At 66.6% G+C, this 14,875-nt stretch carries 14 protein-coding genes, 3 tRNA genes and 1 pseudogene; 3 read left to right on the forward strand and 15 right to left on the reverse strand.

Translation table 11 applies throughout. The annotated features are described in order from the left end of the window. Positions 1-21 precede the first annotated feature (21 nt). Positions 22-1,881, forward strand: a complete 1,860-nt coding sequence (locus tag H556_RS0103865) for a patatin-like phospholipase family protein (protein ID WP_024353186.1) — start codon at positions 22-24, stop codon at positions 1,879-1,881. 241 nt (positions 1,882-2,122) lie between these two features. Here H556_RS0103865 and H556_RS16615 read toward each other — a convergent pair. The 15 genes and pseudogenes from H556_RS16615 to H556_RS0103935 all read right to left on the reverse strand — a co-directional run. Continuing rightward, a pseudogene (locus tag H556_RS16615) lies at positions 2,123-2,527 on the reverse strand (methyltransferase domain-containing protein); the annotation flags it as partial. A 40-nt stretch (positions 2,528-2,567) separates the two neighbouring features. Then, positions 2,568-2,644: transfer RNA gene (locus tag H556_RS0103870), tRNA-His, on the reverse strand. Between the two features lie 92 nt (positions 2,645-2,736). Continuing rightward, positions 2,737-3,495, reverse strand: coding sequence for a M48 family metallopeptidase (locus H556_RS0103875; RefSeq protein WP_024353187.1), 759 nt, complete (start codon positions 3,493-3,495; stop codon positions 2,737-2,739). A gap of 244 nt (positions 3,496-3,739) precedes the next feature. Continuing rightward, entirely contained in the window at positions 3,740-4,453 is a 714-nt protein-coding gene (locus tag H556_RS0103880) for an energy transducer TonB (RefSeq protein ID WP_024353188.1), read from the reverse strand. Between the two features lie 17 nt (positions 4,454-4,470). Further along, on the reverse strand, positions 4,471-4,902 hold the full coding sequence (locus H556_RS0103885) for an ExbD/TolR family protein (RefSeq protein WP_024353189.1): 432 nt from the start codon (positions 4,900-4,902) through the stop codon (positions 4,471-4,473). A 5-nt stretch (positions 4,903-4,907) separates the two neighbouring features. Next, the gene (locus tag H556_RS0103890) at positions 4,908-5,813 is read right to left on the reverse strand and encodes a MotA/TolQ/ExbB proton channel family protein (protein ID WP_024353190.1); all 906 of its coding nucleotides are present in this window, start codon (positions 5,811-5,813) and stop codon (positions 4,908-4,910) included. Between the two features lie 426 nt (positions 5,814-6,239). Further along, positions 6,240-6,315 (reverse strand) — tRNA-Phe (locus tag H556_RS0103895). A 63-nt stretch (positions 6,316-6,378) separates the two neighbouring features. Beyond that, positions 6,379-6,543, reverse strand: coding sequence for a DNA gyrase inhibitor YacG (locus tag H556_RS15995; RefSeq protein WP_081650871.1), 165 nt, complete (start codon positions 6,541-6,543; stop codon positions 6,379-6,381). Between the two features lie 3 nt (positions 6,544-6,546). Then, positions 6,547-7,557 carry a S1 domain-containing protein gene (locus H556_RS0103905; protein WP_024353191.1) on the reverse strand — a complete coding sequence of 337 codons (1,011 nt, stop codon included), beginning with the start codon at positions 7,555-7,557 and terminating at the stop codon, positions 6,547-6,549. After that, the gene (locus H556_RS0103910; RefSeq protein WP_024353192.1) at positions 7,557-8,156 is read right to left on the reverse strand and encodes a Maf family protein; all 600 of its coding nucleotides are present in this window, start codon (positions 8,154-8,156) and stop codon (positions 7,557-7,559) included. Before H556_RS0103910 ends, H556_RS0103905 begins: the two co-directional genes overlap by 1 nt. An 8-nt stretch (positions 8,157-8,164) precedes the next feature. Next, positions 8,165-8,383 carry a translation initiation factor IF-1 gene (gene infA / locus H556_RS0103915; RefSeq protein WP_003164348.1) on the reverse strand — a complete coding sequence of 73 codons (219 nt, stop codon included), beginning with the start codon at positions 8,381-8,383 and terminating at the stop codon, positions 8,165-8,167. Positions 8,384-8,490: 107 nt separating this feature from the next. Then, the gene (locus H556_RS0103920) at positions 8,491-8,958 is read right to left on the reverse strand and encodes a UPF0262 family protein (RefSeq protein ID WP_024353193.1); all 468 of its coding nucleotides are present in this window, start codon (positions 8,956-8,958) and stop codon (positions 8,491-8,493) included. Beyond that, positions 8,958-9,443 (reverse strand): DUF2948 family protein, encoded by a 486-nt coding sequence (locus H556_RS0103925; protein WP_024353194.1) that lies wholly within the window; start codon positions 9,441-9,443, stop codon positions 8,958-8,960. The genes H556_RS0103920 and H556_RS0103925 overlap by 1 nt, the downstream gene beginning before the upstream one ends. After that, positions 9,433-10,722: a UDP-N-acetylglucosamine 1-carboxyvinyltransferase gene (murA, locus tag H556_RS0103930; protein ID WP_024353195.1), complete on the reverse strand. Its 1,290-nt coding sequence runs from the start codon at positions 10,720-10,722 to the stop codon at positions 9,433-9,435. The genes H556_RS0103925 and murA overlap by 11 nt, the downstream gene beginning before the upstream one ends. 110 nt (positions 10,723-10,832) lie before the next feature. Next, positions 10,833-11,018 (reverse strand): hypothetical protein, encoded by a 186-nt coding sequence (locus H556_RS0103935; protein WP_024353196.1) that lies wholly within the window; start codon positions 11,016-11,018, stop codon positions 10,833-10,835. A 98-nt stretch (positions 11,019-11,116) separates the two neighbouring features. On the opposite strand from H556_RS0103935, the gene H556_RS0103940 reads away from it, so the two are divergent. Both H556_RS0103940 and H556_RS0103945 read left to right on the forward strand, forming a co-directional pair. Beyond that, positions 11,117-11,191 (forward strand) — tRNA-Thr (locus tag H556_RS0103940). A gap of 241 nt (positions 11,192-11,432) precedes the next feature. Next, on the forward strand, positions 11,433-14,696 hold the full coding sequence (locus H556_RS0103945) for an amidohydrolase family protein (RefSeq protein ID WP_024353197.1): 3,264 nt from the start codon (positions 11,433-11,435) through the stop codon (positions 14,694-14,696). The last annotated feature ends 179 nt before the right edge of the window (positions 14,697-14,875 follow it).

Consider the following 14,875-nt stretch of genomic DNA (forward strand, 5'->3'; position numbering starts at 1 on the left):
AATCGGCTATATCTCCTTCCCATGGCCCCGCTTCGACCGGACACCCTCGCCGCCGCCCTGACCCGCGCCTTCGAGGACGCGCAGGACAGCCGCGCCAGCTGGTTCGCCCTGACGCGGGGCGAGCGGCTGTTTTCCGCCGGCGACCGCGCCGACACCCTCTATCTGCTGCGCGCCGGGCGGCTGGGCGTCTTCCGTCGCGACGACGGCCGCACCCCCCAGATGATCGCGGTCATCAAGCCCGGCGAGCCGGTCGGCGAACTGGCCATGCTGGCGGGGACCTCGCACATGTCGGACGTTGTCGCTCTGCGCGACAGCGACGTGCTGGCCCTGCCGCGCGAGGCCTTCTTCGACGCCGCGCGCAACGATCCCCTGCTGATGTCGGAGTTGGGCCAGATCATGCTGACCCGGGCGCGTGAGCGCGGCGGCGGGACCGAGCCCAACGTCTTCGGCTTCGTCTCGGCCCGCGACAAGCCGATCCGCGCCTTCGTCGAGCGCGTCGCCCGCGCAGTCGAGGCTCAGGGCGCCACCTGCCACGTCATCGACAGTTCGGCCCTGTCATCCGCCGCCGAGTGGTTTTCGCGGGTCGAGGACGCCCACGACTATGTCCTCTATGTCGCCGAGGCGGACGAGCCGAACTGGGCCGCCCTGTGCGCGCGTCAGGTCGACCGGCTGTTCCTGGTCGGCGCCGCCGACTGCCCCCCGCCCCTCGCCCCGCCCGTGGCCGACGAGTGGGACGATGCGGGCCAACGCACCGACCTGATCCTGCTGCGCGATCCCCGGATGCCGCGTCCCAGCAACACCCGCGCCTGGCTGGACGTGCTGAAGCCCGGCCGCTGGTTCCACGCGGTCGAGGGCCTGTTTGAAGACACCGCGCGGATCGCCCGGCTGATCACCGGCTCCTCCGTCGGGGTGGTGCTGTCCGGCGGCGGCGCGCGCGCCTACGCCCACATCGGCGCGCTGAAGGCCCTGCGCGAGGCCGGCACGCCCATCGATTTCATCGGCGGCGCCTCAATGGGGGCGGTCATCGGCGCCGGTCCCGCTCTCGGCTGGTCCGACGAAGAACTGGAGCACCACATCCGCCAGGCCTTCGTCCTGTCCGATCCCCTGGCCGACATCGCCCCGCCCATTATCGCCATGACCCACGCGCGCAAGGTCAAGGCGCTGATGAAGGAGGCCTTCGGCGACGTGCAGATGGAGGACATGCTGCTGCCCTTCTTCGCCGTCTCGACCAATCTGACCGCAGGCAGGCTGGAGGTGCATCGCGAGGGCACGCTGCGCCACGCCCTGCGTGCCTCCATCTCCATTCCCGGCGTCATGCCGCCCGTGGTGATGAACGGCCAGGTGCTGGTCGACGGCGCCGTTCTGCGCAACTTCCCCAGCGACGTGATGCGCCGGTTGAACAGCGGTCCGGTCGTGGGCGTCGACGTGTCTCAGTCACGCGGCGTGGACGCTTCGGCGCTGGAGAATCCCCCCTCCTGGTGGCGTTGGATCCTGTCGGGGGCCTGGAAGCACGGCCCGCCGATCGTCTCCATCCTGATGCGCTCAGCCACCCTGTCGAGCGAGGCCGAGCGGATGCAGGCCCGCGCCGAGACGGACCTGCTGATCCTGCCGCCCTCCGACGGCGTCGATATCCGTGACTGGAAGGCCTATGAGCCCGGCGTCGCCGCGGGCTATGAGGCCGCGCGCGCCGCCCTGGACAGCCTCAACGGCCCGGTCGAGACCCTGCACCGGCGCCGCCGCTCCGACGCGCCAGAAGAAACAGTCGAGGAAATGGCAGAAGAGTCCTTCCCTCAGGACGTTTTGGAAACGCCTGGCCCAACACCTGGCTCAGGCGCAACAGGAAGGCGTCGCGGCTGGCTGGGTCTTCGCAAAGCGCGGTGAGATAGGGCCGCAGGGCGGTCCCCTTCATCCACTCCAGCACGGCGTCATCGCCTTCCAGCACATGCAGATAGGTCGTCGACCAGATGTCGACCTCTTCGCACAGATCCGCCGCCGCATCGTAATAGGCCTCCGCCGCCAGCAGAGGCTGAATGGTGTCCACGCCGCTCAGCCGCTCGCGCCACGGTCCGCCCGCCGCCGTCTGACGCATCAGGGTGTGATGGCGCGTCTCCCACGCCATCGGCATCTGCACCGCCAGCACGCCGCCCGGCGCCAGCGTCTGCGCCAGCCGCCGGAACAGGGCCGCATGGTCCGGCGCCCACTGTAGCGAGGCGTTGGCCAGGATAAGATCAACCGGCGCATCCGGCGCCCAGTGCTCCAGATCGCCCTGCACCCAGCGCACGTCGTCCGGCAGGCCGCGCGCCTGTTCCAGCATCGCCGCGCTGGAATCCAGCCCATGCACCCGCGCTGCGGGCCAGCGTCGTTTCAGCAGGGCCGCATGCTGTCCCGTGCCGCAGCCGATGTCCCAGACCTCATGCGGGTCCAGATCGTCCGGCAGATGCGACAGCAGGTCGATGGCCGCGCGATCGCGCTGGCGCTCAAAACGATTGTATTGCTGGGGGTCCCACGCCGGCGACGTCATCGTCATTATTCTCCTTCGAGCATCGCGAAAGCGATTCGAAGGAGAATGGTACAGCCTCTCAGGATTGAACTGAGGACCTCCGGCTCCACAAACCGGCGCTCTAACCAGCTGAGCTAAGGCTGCACATCTCTGCGCGAGGGCGGTTCTCTAGCGGGCCTCGCCGTCGGGGGCAAGCGGCCTTTTCACCCTCGCGTAGAATTTATGTTTTATCCCCGTCAGTTCCAACCTCGGCTGGCGATATATTGCTGCAACTGAGCGATCCGGGTCTGATCCGACGGGTGGGTCGAGGCGAACTCCGGCGTGCCCGACTGCCGCCCGGCCGCCATCGCGCGCCACAGCGTCAACGACTCGGACGGCTTGTAACCGGCCGCCGCCATGTAATCGACGCCCAGCCGATCCGCCTCCAGCTCATGACTGCGCGAGAAGGGTAGCAGCACGCCCAACTGCGCGCCCAGGCCGCCGAAAGCCTGCACTGCCTGGCCATAATCCCCTGCCCGGCTCTGCACGGCGCCCAGAACCAGACCCGTCGTCTGCGTTGTCGATGCCCGCTCGGCCGCATGGCGCGCGACGACGTGGCCGACCTCGTGGCCGATCACCGCCGCCAGTTGGTCGTCGTTCTTGGCGATGGCGAGCAGACCCGTCGTCACGCCCATATGGCCGGACGGCAGGACGAAGGCGTTCGGCGTGGCGTCGTCGAACAACGCATAGTCCCAGTGACGATTGGTCAGGTTCGCCGCCTGGACGATTCGATCGCCGACGCGGCGAACGCGCGCGTTCTGGGCGGCGTTGTTCGACACCTTCTGCGTCCGCAGGGTCTCGGCCCACGCTGCCTGCGACTGCTGGATCAGGGCGCTGTCGTCCATCAGAACGAACTGGCTGCGGCCCAGCGCCTCATTATAGGCGCAGCCGCCGATGCCGGCGCCGACAACGCTCGCGCCAATGGCCAGAGCGACGAGGATGGGTTTGTGGGACATGGGGCCTCCAGACAGCAATTCGCTCTTCATAATGCACAGCCTGTCCGCTCGGCTCCATGTCAGGTGAGCGCAATCTGCCGTCTATCCAGCAAGCTGGCAGGTCGATCCGTCGCCAGAGGACGCCAGGCCGCGCTTCGCCGCCGACGCTGTTGCGCAACCCTGTTCCTGAACAGCTGGTGCCACGAAAAAAGCGCCCCGAGGCGAAACCTCGAGGCGCTTCTTTTCGTTCAGTGCGATCGCTCGCTTAGTCCAGGTTAAACGGCACCCGGACCACGAACTTGGCGTTCGTTGCAGCGCCATCGACCGTGCGGGGCGAAAGTTGCCCGCGCTGGACGATGCGGACCGCTGCGGCGCCGAAGCCCATGCCCGACGGCTCTTCCGAGACGACACGGCAGTCTTCAGGACGACCGCTCGGGGTCACCGTACATTCGACCGTGGCCGAACCACCCACGCCGCGATCAAGAGCGCGCTGCGGGAAGTCCCGTTCGGTCGGACGCGGCGGGCGAGCCCACTGCGGGTTGGTGATCACCGAAGGACGCGGCGGCGCGGGCGGCGCCGGCGGAGGCGGAGGACCTGGGACGATCACGGGCGGGCCCGTGTATTCGACGCGGTCTTCCTTCTTCGTCGGCTCGATCGGCAAGGTCACCGGCGGCGGAGGCGCCGAGGTGTTGACGACCGGCTCGCGCACCTGAAGCTTCGGCGGCGGAGGCGTGTCCGGCGGCGGAGGCGGAGGCGGCGGAGGCGGAGGCGGTGGCGGCGGCGCCATCAGCTCCACATCTACAGCCTCGTCTACATAGTTGAACTCCTGGAGTTCGAACTTGCTCTTGTAGAGGTAAAGACCCGCAAGAACGTGAACGGCGATAGAGATGCCGATTCCGACCATTGCGCCCGTCGAAAGTTTTTTCTTTCTCGGAGCGTCGAGCAGAGGGTCGCGATGCTCGCGATGTTCAGCAGTCATGCTTGCGTCACGCCCCCTTACGACTGATCTTCGCCAACCAGGGCGACACTGTAGAAACCATTATCCTGCAAGGCGTTCATGACCTGCATGAAGTCCCCGTAACGCGTTTGCTGGTCAGCACGGATGAAGATCCGCTCCTGCTCAGGGTCACGTGTTCCGATCTGGACCTTCAGATCATCGCCCAACGAGCCCACCGAGGTCCGGAAGTCGCCGATCCACACTTCACCGCCATTCTGGATGGAGATGAAGACAGGCTTGGGCGGATTCTGGGCCGGCGGAGCGACGGCGCGAGGAAGCGTCACCGGCACCGACACGGTGGCGAGCGGAGCCGCCACCATGAAGATGATGAGGAGAACGAGCATAATGTCCACGAAAGGCGTGACATTGATTTCGCTGTTCGCCTCGACGGTGTACTTGCCGCCGCCGGAACCGGAAAGTTTGGCGGCCATTCGGCTTACGCTCCCTTGTCGAGTTGACGCGAGATCGAGTTGATGAGCTCAGCGTTGAACCCGTCGGCGCGAGCGCCGTACGAAGCGATGCGGGTGTTGAAGTAGTTATAGAAGATAACCGCCGGGATAGCCGCGAACAGGCCGATACCGGTGGCCAGCAGGGCTTCAGCGATACCCGGAGCAACGACGGCCAGGTTGGTCGTGTTCGACTCGGCGATGCCGATGAACGAGTTCATGATGCCGTACACGGTGCCGAACAGACCGATGAACGGACCGCCCGAACCGACCGACGCCAGGAACTGCTGGCCGCCCGACAGACGGATGCCCAGACCACCTTGAACGGCGCCGATGGCGTTGTTCGCGCGGTCGATCGTCGAGCCGCGGTGAACGCCAGCGACGTCCAGGCCGGCTTGACGCGACAGTTCCACTTCGCCGGTGGCGGCGGCGGCCATGTCGGCCAGCGGGTTGCCGTCGAACTCTTCCGAGGTGGCCAGGCGACGGATGTCAGCCAGGGTGCGAGCACCGCGGTACTCTTCCAGGAAGCGGTTGGTCTTTTTGCCCAGCGAGCTGAACTCGACCAGTTTGATGAGCAGCAGCGTCCAGGAGAAGATCGACGCCAGGATCAGACCTGCCATCACGACCTTAACGACCGGGTGCGCCATCATGAACATGGCGATCGGGGTCAGGCCCGCACCGCCGTGACCTTCAGCGGCGGCTTCTTCGGTGGCGGCTGCATCAGCAGCCGGGGCGGCGGCGTCGGCGGCCGGAGCGGCGGCGTCGGCAGCGGCGGGAGCCGAAGCGGCGGCCGGAGCGGCCGGAGCGGCTGCGTCCTGCGCCAGAACCGGCGAGCTCGCCATCAGGACGGCTGCGCCGGCCATAGCGAGGAGGATATTCGTCTTCTTATCGAGCATGTTTCGCCAGTTCCTGCTTGGTCTGACTCGTGGAACCCAAGACGGCGACCGCGTCAGTCGGCCGCGCCTTTACAGTGAAATCTTTTCCTCCCGCCGGATTTCTCCCCCGCCGGTCGGCGCCGCAATCCTCCAAACGCCGAAACGTCTGCGGACCTGGCGACAGAGACAATATCTCGCCGCCCACAGCCTGCAAGCAGGAATGCGGTCCTGTCCCTTTGGCGAAGCCCTATCTTAGCGTCAAGGGCGGAAAATGTCTTTTCACCCCCGGCCGGACGCTGTTCGCCACGCCGCGCACAAAAAATGCACGCTCAGGACACAGAACGGCAACAAACTTGCAGTGTTACCGATTGTTAAGAAAAGTTTAAGCCCGTGATGAATTTTCGGCTTTTTCGGGACCGAGGCGAATATTCATCAATGAGGGGAAAGTGGTGCCTGGAGGCGGATTCGAACCACCGACACGCGGATTTTCAATCCGCTGCTCTACCAACTGAGCTATCCAGGCGTCGCTTTGCGTCGCGAGAGGCGGCTCTATAGGCGAGCCCGGACGGGCTGTCCAGACGCCAATTCACTCAATTCCGCGATCTTTTTCATCATCGTGCGCTTCTTCGGCCGGAATGGCGTAGCCGCCGGTGAACCAACGCTGCAGATCGATGTCCGCGCAACGCTTGGAGCAGAACGGCTTATAGGCCGCGACGGTCTCGGCGCGACGGCAAATGGGGCACTGGGCCATGCGTCAGCCCTCCTTGATATGAAAGTCGCCCGGCGCGGCGTCGGGGCGGATATGGGCGCGCGGCCCCAGTTCAGCCGCCCACGGCGACAGAATCGTTTCAGAGGCCGGGCTGCAATGCAGCGTCAGACGCGGCGTCGCCCGATCCGTCGCCAACGCCAGTCGCAGGCGATGCAGGGCGGCGCGTTCGGCTGCGCCCGGCCCGGCCAGCCGCTCGTCCGCCGGGGTTCGCCCCCACGGCAGGGACAGTTGCAGCAGCCCGAACCGACTGAGCGGCCCCACCGCTACGCCTTGCGTCCCGGCGAAGGCCTGACGCGCCATGTTCAACGTGCTTTCGGGATGCAGGCCCACGCCCGCCAGATCGACCGCCACCAGACCGCCCCACCCCGTCAGGCCCAGCAGGCGCGCGGTCTGGCGAAGCCCCTCGCGATTCACCGCCTCGCGCCCCTTGCGGGAATCACGACCGGCGACAGGGGCGTAATCAATGTCGACCGCGATCAGGGCGCGCGTGCGCTGGATCGCCAGATCCAGCCCGACCGCAGGCGCGACAACCCCGCCCGCCAGCGCCTCTTCCTGAGCCTCCGTCGCGGCGCGCATGGCCTCCGCGCCGGTCGTAATGGGCGTGTCAGGATAAAGGGTCTTCAGAATCGCCTGAATATCCGGCCCCGGCGTCAGCAGGCGCGGCTCGCCGCTCGCCTCGGCCAGACGGCGCAGCACCGGCCCCTTGCGCTCGCGGGGCTCAGCGGTGATTTCCAGTTCCAGCTTGGCGCCTTCAGTCGGACGATCCGCCTTGCCCAGCGGCAGGAAGCCGAACGGCTCGCCGCAGCCCAGGTCGACGAAGGCGCCGTGCAGCCCCGGCGCCAGCCGCGCCACCCGGCCCACGACCCGCGCGCCCAGGCGATGTTCGGGCCGGTCGTCGTCTCTATGAAGGATCAGGGTCTCGGCGCGGCCGTCGCGGAACGCCACGCCTCGGGTCTCGCCCGGAGCCGCGTCCAGGAAGACCTCGATATCGGCCATCAGGCCCCCTCGCCTCGCCAGCCGGCGCCGCGAAGAAGATTCGCCGCTTCATACAGAGGCAGGCCCATGACGGCGGGATGACTGCCGACGATTCGGGTGATGAAGGCCGCCGCCCGGCCCTGGATGCCATAGCCCCCGGCCTTGCCGCGCCATTCGCCCGAGGCGACATAGGCGGCGATCTCGCCGTCCGACAGCGGCTTGAAGCTGACGCGGGTTTCCACCACCCGCCAGGACGTCCGCCCGCCGCAGATCACGGCCACACCGGTGAAGACGCGATGATTGCGTCCCGACAGCAGCTTCAGAAACCGGATCGCCTCGGCCTCGTCAGAAGGCTTTTCCAGCAGACGGCGCCCGACAGCCACCACTGTGTCGGCGGCCAGGACCACGTCTTCGGGATGGCGTTCGGCCACGACGGCGGCCTTGGAACAGGCCAGCCGCTGGGCCAGACGCGTGGGCGTCTCGGCCCGCTCGGGCGTTTCGTCGATGTCGGCAGGGTCGACCAGATCGGGCGCAATGCCGATCTGCGCCAGCAGTTCGATACGGCGCGGGCTCGACGAGGCCAGGATCAGCCTCGGAGCCAGGGCGTCAGGACGCGACACGCGCGTCCTTACTTGAAGCGATAGGTGATGCGACCCTTGGTCAGGTCATAGGGCGTCATTTCGACCAGCACCTTGTCGCCGGCCAGCACCCGGATGCGGTTCTTGCGCATCTTGCCCGCAGTGTGGGCGATGATCTCGTGATCGTTTTCCAGCGTCACGCGGAACGTCGCGTTCGGCAGCAATTCGCTGACCACGCCGGGGAACTCCAGAAGTTCTTCCTTAGCCATGCGGCCTCTCTCGCCCCTGTGAATACGGCATAAGGCTCGCGCCGGGCGTGAGCGCGAGCCGTAAAAGTGAGGGCGCCTAATGCACCAAAACGCTTAGATAGTCGAGTTCAGCCCCGACGGTAGAGGGCGCAGACCAAAGTAAAGAGCCGCCGCGCGGTCTCCTGGTCCATCTCAACCTTGCCTTCCAGACGCGCTTTCAGCAGGGCGGCGCCTTCATTGTGCAGGCCTCGGCGCCCCATGTCGACCGACTCGATCTGACTGGGCGAAGAGCCGCGCAGGGCCTCGTAATAGCTTTCGCAGATCAGGCCATAGTCGCGGATCACCGTCTTCATGGGGGTCAGGGACAGGACATGGGTGCGGCTGAAATCCGGGCCGGTGATGTCAAAGGCCAGGCGATTGTCCTGCGACGACAGCTTCAGCCCATAGGGTCCGCCTTCGGCGCCTTCGGGCACGAAACTGTTCTGCTCCACCAGGTCGAAGATGGCGACACGGCGCTCATGCTCGATCTCGGCCGTGGCCGCAGGCAGGGAGGCGTTGTCGATCTCGATCGCCGTCAGCTTGTGCGTCGCGCTCATCAGCCCGCCTCGTCCAGATGAGTCGGCGCCACGCGGGCGGGCCAGCGTTCGGACAGATCGGTCAGGACCGCGTCCAGGCATTCGACGTCGATTCGCAGGTCTCCGCCGCCGGCGAACATCATGAACACCTTGCCTCCCGGCGCCTCGGTCGGATGAAAGTCCATCGCCAGCAGTTCCAGCGCCTGATCCGGCAGGCGCGGCAGACGGCGGCTCTTGACCGCCTGAACGTCGCCGAACTGCATGGCCGCCATGACGCGCGTGCCCCCGCATTCCCAACAGAAGCGCGACAGGACCACCGTCAGGCGCCGCGCCTCCTTTTCCCAGCGGATATCGACCGGGCGCATGATGGCGTCCTGAAGCGCAGCCGAAATGATCTGCAGGTCGTCCGCATCCTCGGCCAGCAGGCGCAGCGGCGCGATCGGCGCGGCCTCCTCGCCATCGCCGTCGATCATAGGATCAGGGATGGATTCGCCGTCAGTGGTCATCGCCCTCCCCCTTGATGCGTCGGACATCGGCGCCGCAGGCGCCCAGTTTCTCTTCCATGCGCTCGAAGCCGCGATCCAGATGATAGACGCGGCCGACCGTCGTCTCACCTTCGGCCACAAGACCGGCGATGACCAGAGACATGGAGGCGCGAAGATCGGTCGCCATGACCGGCGCCCCCTTCAGCCTCTCGACGCCCCGCACCACCGCCTGACCGGCGTGGACGGTAATGTCCGCGCCCAGACGCGCCAGTTCCGGCGCGTGCATGAAGCGATTCTCGAAGATGTTTTCCTGGATGACGCTTTCGCCTTCGGCCGTCGTCATCAGGGCCATGAACTGCGCCTGCAGGTCGGTGGCGAAGCCCGGATAGATCTCGGTCGTGGCGTCGACCGCCTTCAGCCTCTGCGTCGGGTCGCGGCGCACGATCAGGCCGTCGTCCGTGGGCTCGATCTCGACCCCCGCCTCGATCATCCTGTCGGTCAGGGCGGCGATCAGATCGGCGCGGCCCTTGGTCAGGCGCACCTCGCCCCCAGCCATCGCCGCAGCAAGCGCATAGGAGCCCATCTCGATCCGGTCGGGAATCACCGACCAGGTCGCGCCTGACAGGGACGAGACGCCGGTGATCGTCAGCACGTCCGTATCCAGCCCCTCGATCCTGGCCCCCATCGCGGTCAGGCAGCGGGCCAGGTCGCCGATCTCAGGCTCGCGCGCGGCCCGCTTCAGCACCGTTGTCCCGTCCGCCAGCACGGCGGCCAGAAGGGCGTGTTCGGTCGCGCCGACGGAGACGAAGGGAAACTCGATCTCGGCCCCGCGCAACCCTCTGGGTGCGGTGGCGGAGACATAGCCCTCTTCCAGCTCAATGGCCGCGCCCATAGCGGTCAGGGCCTGCAGGTGCAGATCCACCGGACGCGCGCCGATGGTGCAGCCGCCCGGCAGGGAGACCTTGGCGTTCCCCGTGCGCGCCAGCAGCGGTCCCAGCACGTTGAACGAGGCCCGCATCTGACGCACCAGATCATAGGGAGCGAAGGTGGAGGTCAGTTCCGGCGCATGAAACAGGGTCTCCTGTCCATCCGCGCCGTCCCGCTCGGTCACTTCCACGCCGAACTGACGCAGCAACTGGCCCAGGAATCGTGTGTCCGCCAGACGAGGCATATTCGTCAGCAACAGGGGCTGATCCGTCAGAATCGACGCCGCCATCAGCTTGATCGCCGAATTCTTGGCGCCGCTGACTGGAATGGAGCCGTTGAGGCGGTGGCCGCCGTGGATGACGATGCTGTCCATGAGTGTCGGGGAAGTCCTGGGAGGCCGGGCCCCTACGGCCCGGCGAACCGGCTATCTAGCAAGCCTGGCGGCGCAGGCGAAAGGCCGGAACTTCGCAATAGGGATGACTTTCAGTTGCTTTCCTTGGCCGGGCGCGCACCGCCCGCGCCCGGCGCCTTGCGGCGACGCAGATTCGCACGCAGGGCGGCGGCCAATCGCGCTGCTCGCTCGGCCTTGGCCGAGGCGGCGGGCGAAGCTGAAGAAGGAACGGCGGGCTCCGGGCCCGCCCCATCGGCGTCTTTGGTCGGCTTATCCATGACCGCAGCAGACCGCGCCCAAAGATTTTGATCAAGCGTGCATTTTTGGCTTGGCCCGGCCAAAACCTTTGGCTATACGGCCGCTTCCTCAGTGACCCGCCGCCGTAGCTCAGTGGTAGAGCGCATCCTTGGTAAGGCTGAGGTCGGCAGTTCAATCCTGCCCGGCGGCACCATCGAGGCCCAGACCTTCCGGTCTGGGCCTCGTCCATTTCCGGCCCCGATAATCCTGATCCACCGCCTCGGCGCCGAAAGCTGGTCAGGCCTCAAGCTCTGCTTTTGAACAAGCAGGCCGAGGCACTCACGATTCACCGAAGAATATTCGGACCTGCCGACCTTATCCCGACTAGCCAAGGTCCGGCCGCTGCCGCTAGCTTCGCCCCCATCTGTATACGTTTGATAGCCGAGGGGGCTTTCATGAAGCGCGTTCTATTGACTACGGCTGCGGCTCTGGCCGTGGCTTTCCCGGCCTTCGCCCAGGATTCCAGCCAGACGGCGACGCCGAAATGGGATGTCCAGAATCCCATCGGTCCCCAGCGCGACATAAACATCAACGTCGACGAAGGCACCTGGATGGCCGTCGACGTCAGCCCCGATGGCCGCGAGATCGTCTTCGACCTGCTGGGCGACATCTATGTGATGCCCATCAGCGGCGGCGAAGCCCGTCCGATCGCCTCGGGCGTGTCGTGGGACATGCAGCCGCGCTATTCGCCGGACGGCCGCTTCATCGCCTTCACCTCCGACCGTGGCGGCGGCGAAAACCTGTGGGTCATGAACCGCGACGGCTCCAACCCGCGTCAGGTGTCGAATGAAACGTTCCGCCTGCTGAACTCCCCGACCTGGACGCCTGACAGCCAGTTCGTCGTCGGCCGCAAGCACTTCACCTCTTCACGCTCGCTGGGCGCGGGCGAGATGTGGATGTACCACCGCTCGGGCGGCGGCAGCGGCGTGCAACTGACCGAACGCCGCACCCAGCAGAAGGACACGGGCGAGCCCGCCTTCTCGCCCGACGGCCGCTATATGTACTTCAGCGACGACGCCACGCCGGGGGGCGTCTTCGACTATTCCAAGGACCCCAACACCCAGCTCTATGTGATCCGTCGCCTGGATCGCGAGACGGGCGAGATCAAGCCCTTCGTCACCGGCCCGGGCGGTTCAGTGCGCCCGACGCCGTCGCCGGACGGCAAGTCGCTCGCCTTCGTGCGCCGCGATCGCTACCAGTCGGTCCTCTACGTCATGGACCTGGAGTCGGGCCGCGAGACGCCGATTTACGACGCCCTTGACCGCGACATGCAGGAGACCTGGGCCATCCACGGCGTTTATCCAGGCTTCGCCTGGACGCCGGACAACGGCTCCATCGTCATCTGGGCGGGCGGCAAGATCCGCCGCATCGACGTGGCCTCCAAGGCCGTCAGCGAGATTCCCTTCCGCGTCACCGACACCCGCCGGGTGCAGGAGACCGCCCGCTTCCCCGTCGAGGTGGCGCCGGACCAGTTCGAAGTGAAGATGATCCGCTGGGCGCAGACCTCGCCCGACGGCTCCAAGGTGGTGTTCGAAGCCCTGGGCAATCTGTGGGTCCGCGACCTGCGTAACGGCGTGGCCGGAACGCCGCGCCGCCTGACTCGCCAGAGCGATCATTTCGAGCTGTATCCCTCCTGGTCGCGCGACGGCCGCTCGATCGTCTACACGACCTGGAGCGACGACAAACTGGGCTCCATCCGCGTCGTTCCCGTCGCAGGCGGCGAAGGCCGAACCATCACGACCAACCCCGGCCACTATCTGGAGCCGCGCTTCTCGCCGGACGGACAGACGGTCGTCTACCGCACCTCCAGCGACGGCTATCTGCGCTCGGCCCTGTGGAGCCGCGAGCCAGGCGTCTACCGCGTCTCCGTGCGCGGCGGCGCGCCGGTCAAGATCACCGATTCGGGCACGACGCCGCAGTTCGGCGCCAGCAACGACCGCATCTTCGTCAGCGCGCGTGAGGGCGACAAGCGCGTCCTGCGCTCGATGAACCTGTCGGGCGGCGAGGTGCGCAACCACCTGAGCAGCGAATGGGCGGCCGAGTTCTCGGTCTCGCCGGACGAGCAGTGGATCGCCTGGACCGAGCGTTTCAACGCCTATATCGCGCCCTTCGCCTCCACGGGCCGCGCCATCACGGTCGGAGCCGACACCAAGGCCCTGCCGCAGACGCGCGTCACTCGCGATGCGGGCGAATGGCTGCACTGGTCGGGCGATTCCAGCCGTCTGCAGTGGTCGATGGGACCGGAGCTGTTCTCGCGTCCGCTGAGCGAAAGCTTCGCCTTCGTCGACGGCGCCCCGGCAGATCTGCCCAAGCCCGCCGAGCACGGGATCAAGATCGGCTTCACCGCCGACTACGCCCGCCCCAGCGGCGTCACGGTCCTGTCGGGCGCCCGCCTGATCACCATGAAGGGCGAGGAAGTCATCGAGGACGGCGTCGTCGTCATCAACGGCAACCGCATCGAAGCCATCGGCCCGCGCGGCTCGGTCACGGTTCCGGCCGGCGCCCACGTCATGGACGTGGCCGGCAAGACCATCATCCCCGGTCTGGTCGACGCCCACTGGCACGGCCGCATGGGCTCGGATCAGATCATCCCGCAGCAGAGCTGGGTGAACTACGCCGCCCTGGCCTTCGGCGTGACGACGCTGCACGACCCGTCCAACAACAACAGCGAAATCTTCGCCCACAGCGAACTGGCCAAGGCCGGTCGCGTGGTCGCGCCGCGAATCTTCTCGACCGGCACGGTCCTGTACGGCGCAGCCACGCCGACCACCGCAGTGATCAACAGCCTGGACGACGCGCGCTCGCACCTTCGCCGGATGCAGGCCGTCGGCGCCTGGAGCGTCAAGAGCTACAACCAGCCGCGCCGCGAACAACGTCAGCAGATCATGCAGGCCGCCCGCGAACTGGGCATGATGGTCGTTCCGGAAGGCGGCTCGCTCTACAACGTCAACATGAGCATGCTGGTCGATGGTCACACCACCATCGAGCACTCGGTGCCGGTGGCGCGCATGTACGACGACGCCGTACAGCTGTGGTCGCAGACGGGTACGGCCTATACCCCGACCCTGATCGTCGGCTTCGGCGGCGCCTGGGGCGAGAACCACTGGTATGAGGTCACCGACGTCTGGAAGGACCCGATCCTCAGCCAGTATGTCCCGCGCCGCATTCTGGACGATCGCTCGCGTCGGCCGGTCAAGACCCCTCCGGAAGAGCTGAACCACATCTCCATCGCCCGCGAATCCAAGCGGCTGATGGATCAGGGCGTCTCGGTCCAGATCGGCGCCCACGGTCAGCGCGAAGGTCTCGGCGCCCACTGGGAGCTGTGGATGTTCGAACAGGGCGGCATGAGCCCGCACGAAGCCCTGCGTGTCGGCACCATCAACGGCGCCCGTGCGCTGGGGATGGACAAGGACATCGGCTCGCTGGAAACCGGCAAGCTGGCCGACCTGGTCGTTCTGGACGCCAATCCGCTCGAGAACCTGCGGGACTCGACCAAGATCAGCCACACCATGATCAACGGCCGGCTGTTCGATAACCATATGAACGAGGTCGGCGGCGCTGAGCGCAAGCCGTTCTGGTTCGAAAGCGAAGACGGTCAGGCCTGGAGCGCCTCGGGCACGGCTACGGCCGCCGAATCGCACAGCCACACCCACGACTGATCCCGCCGCACGGCAGGAACGCGAAAGGGCCCGGCATCCGCCGGGCCCTTTTTCGTGGGCAGTTCTGTTTGAGTGTTTCTCGCTGCCTACCTCCGCTCATCCCGGCGGACGCCGGGACCCAGTGAGTGAGCCAGAGCGGGGCCTAACCGCTCAGCCGAGCGCTCTGAAGCCAAAGCACT

The organism is Brevundimonas naejangsanensis DSM 23858, from assembly GCF_000421705.1.
Taxonomy (GTDB): Bacteria; Pseudomonadota; Alphaproteobacteria; order Caulobacterales; family Caulobacteraceae; genus Brevundimonas; species Brevundimonas naejangsanensis.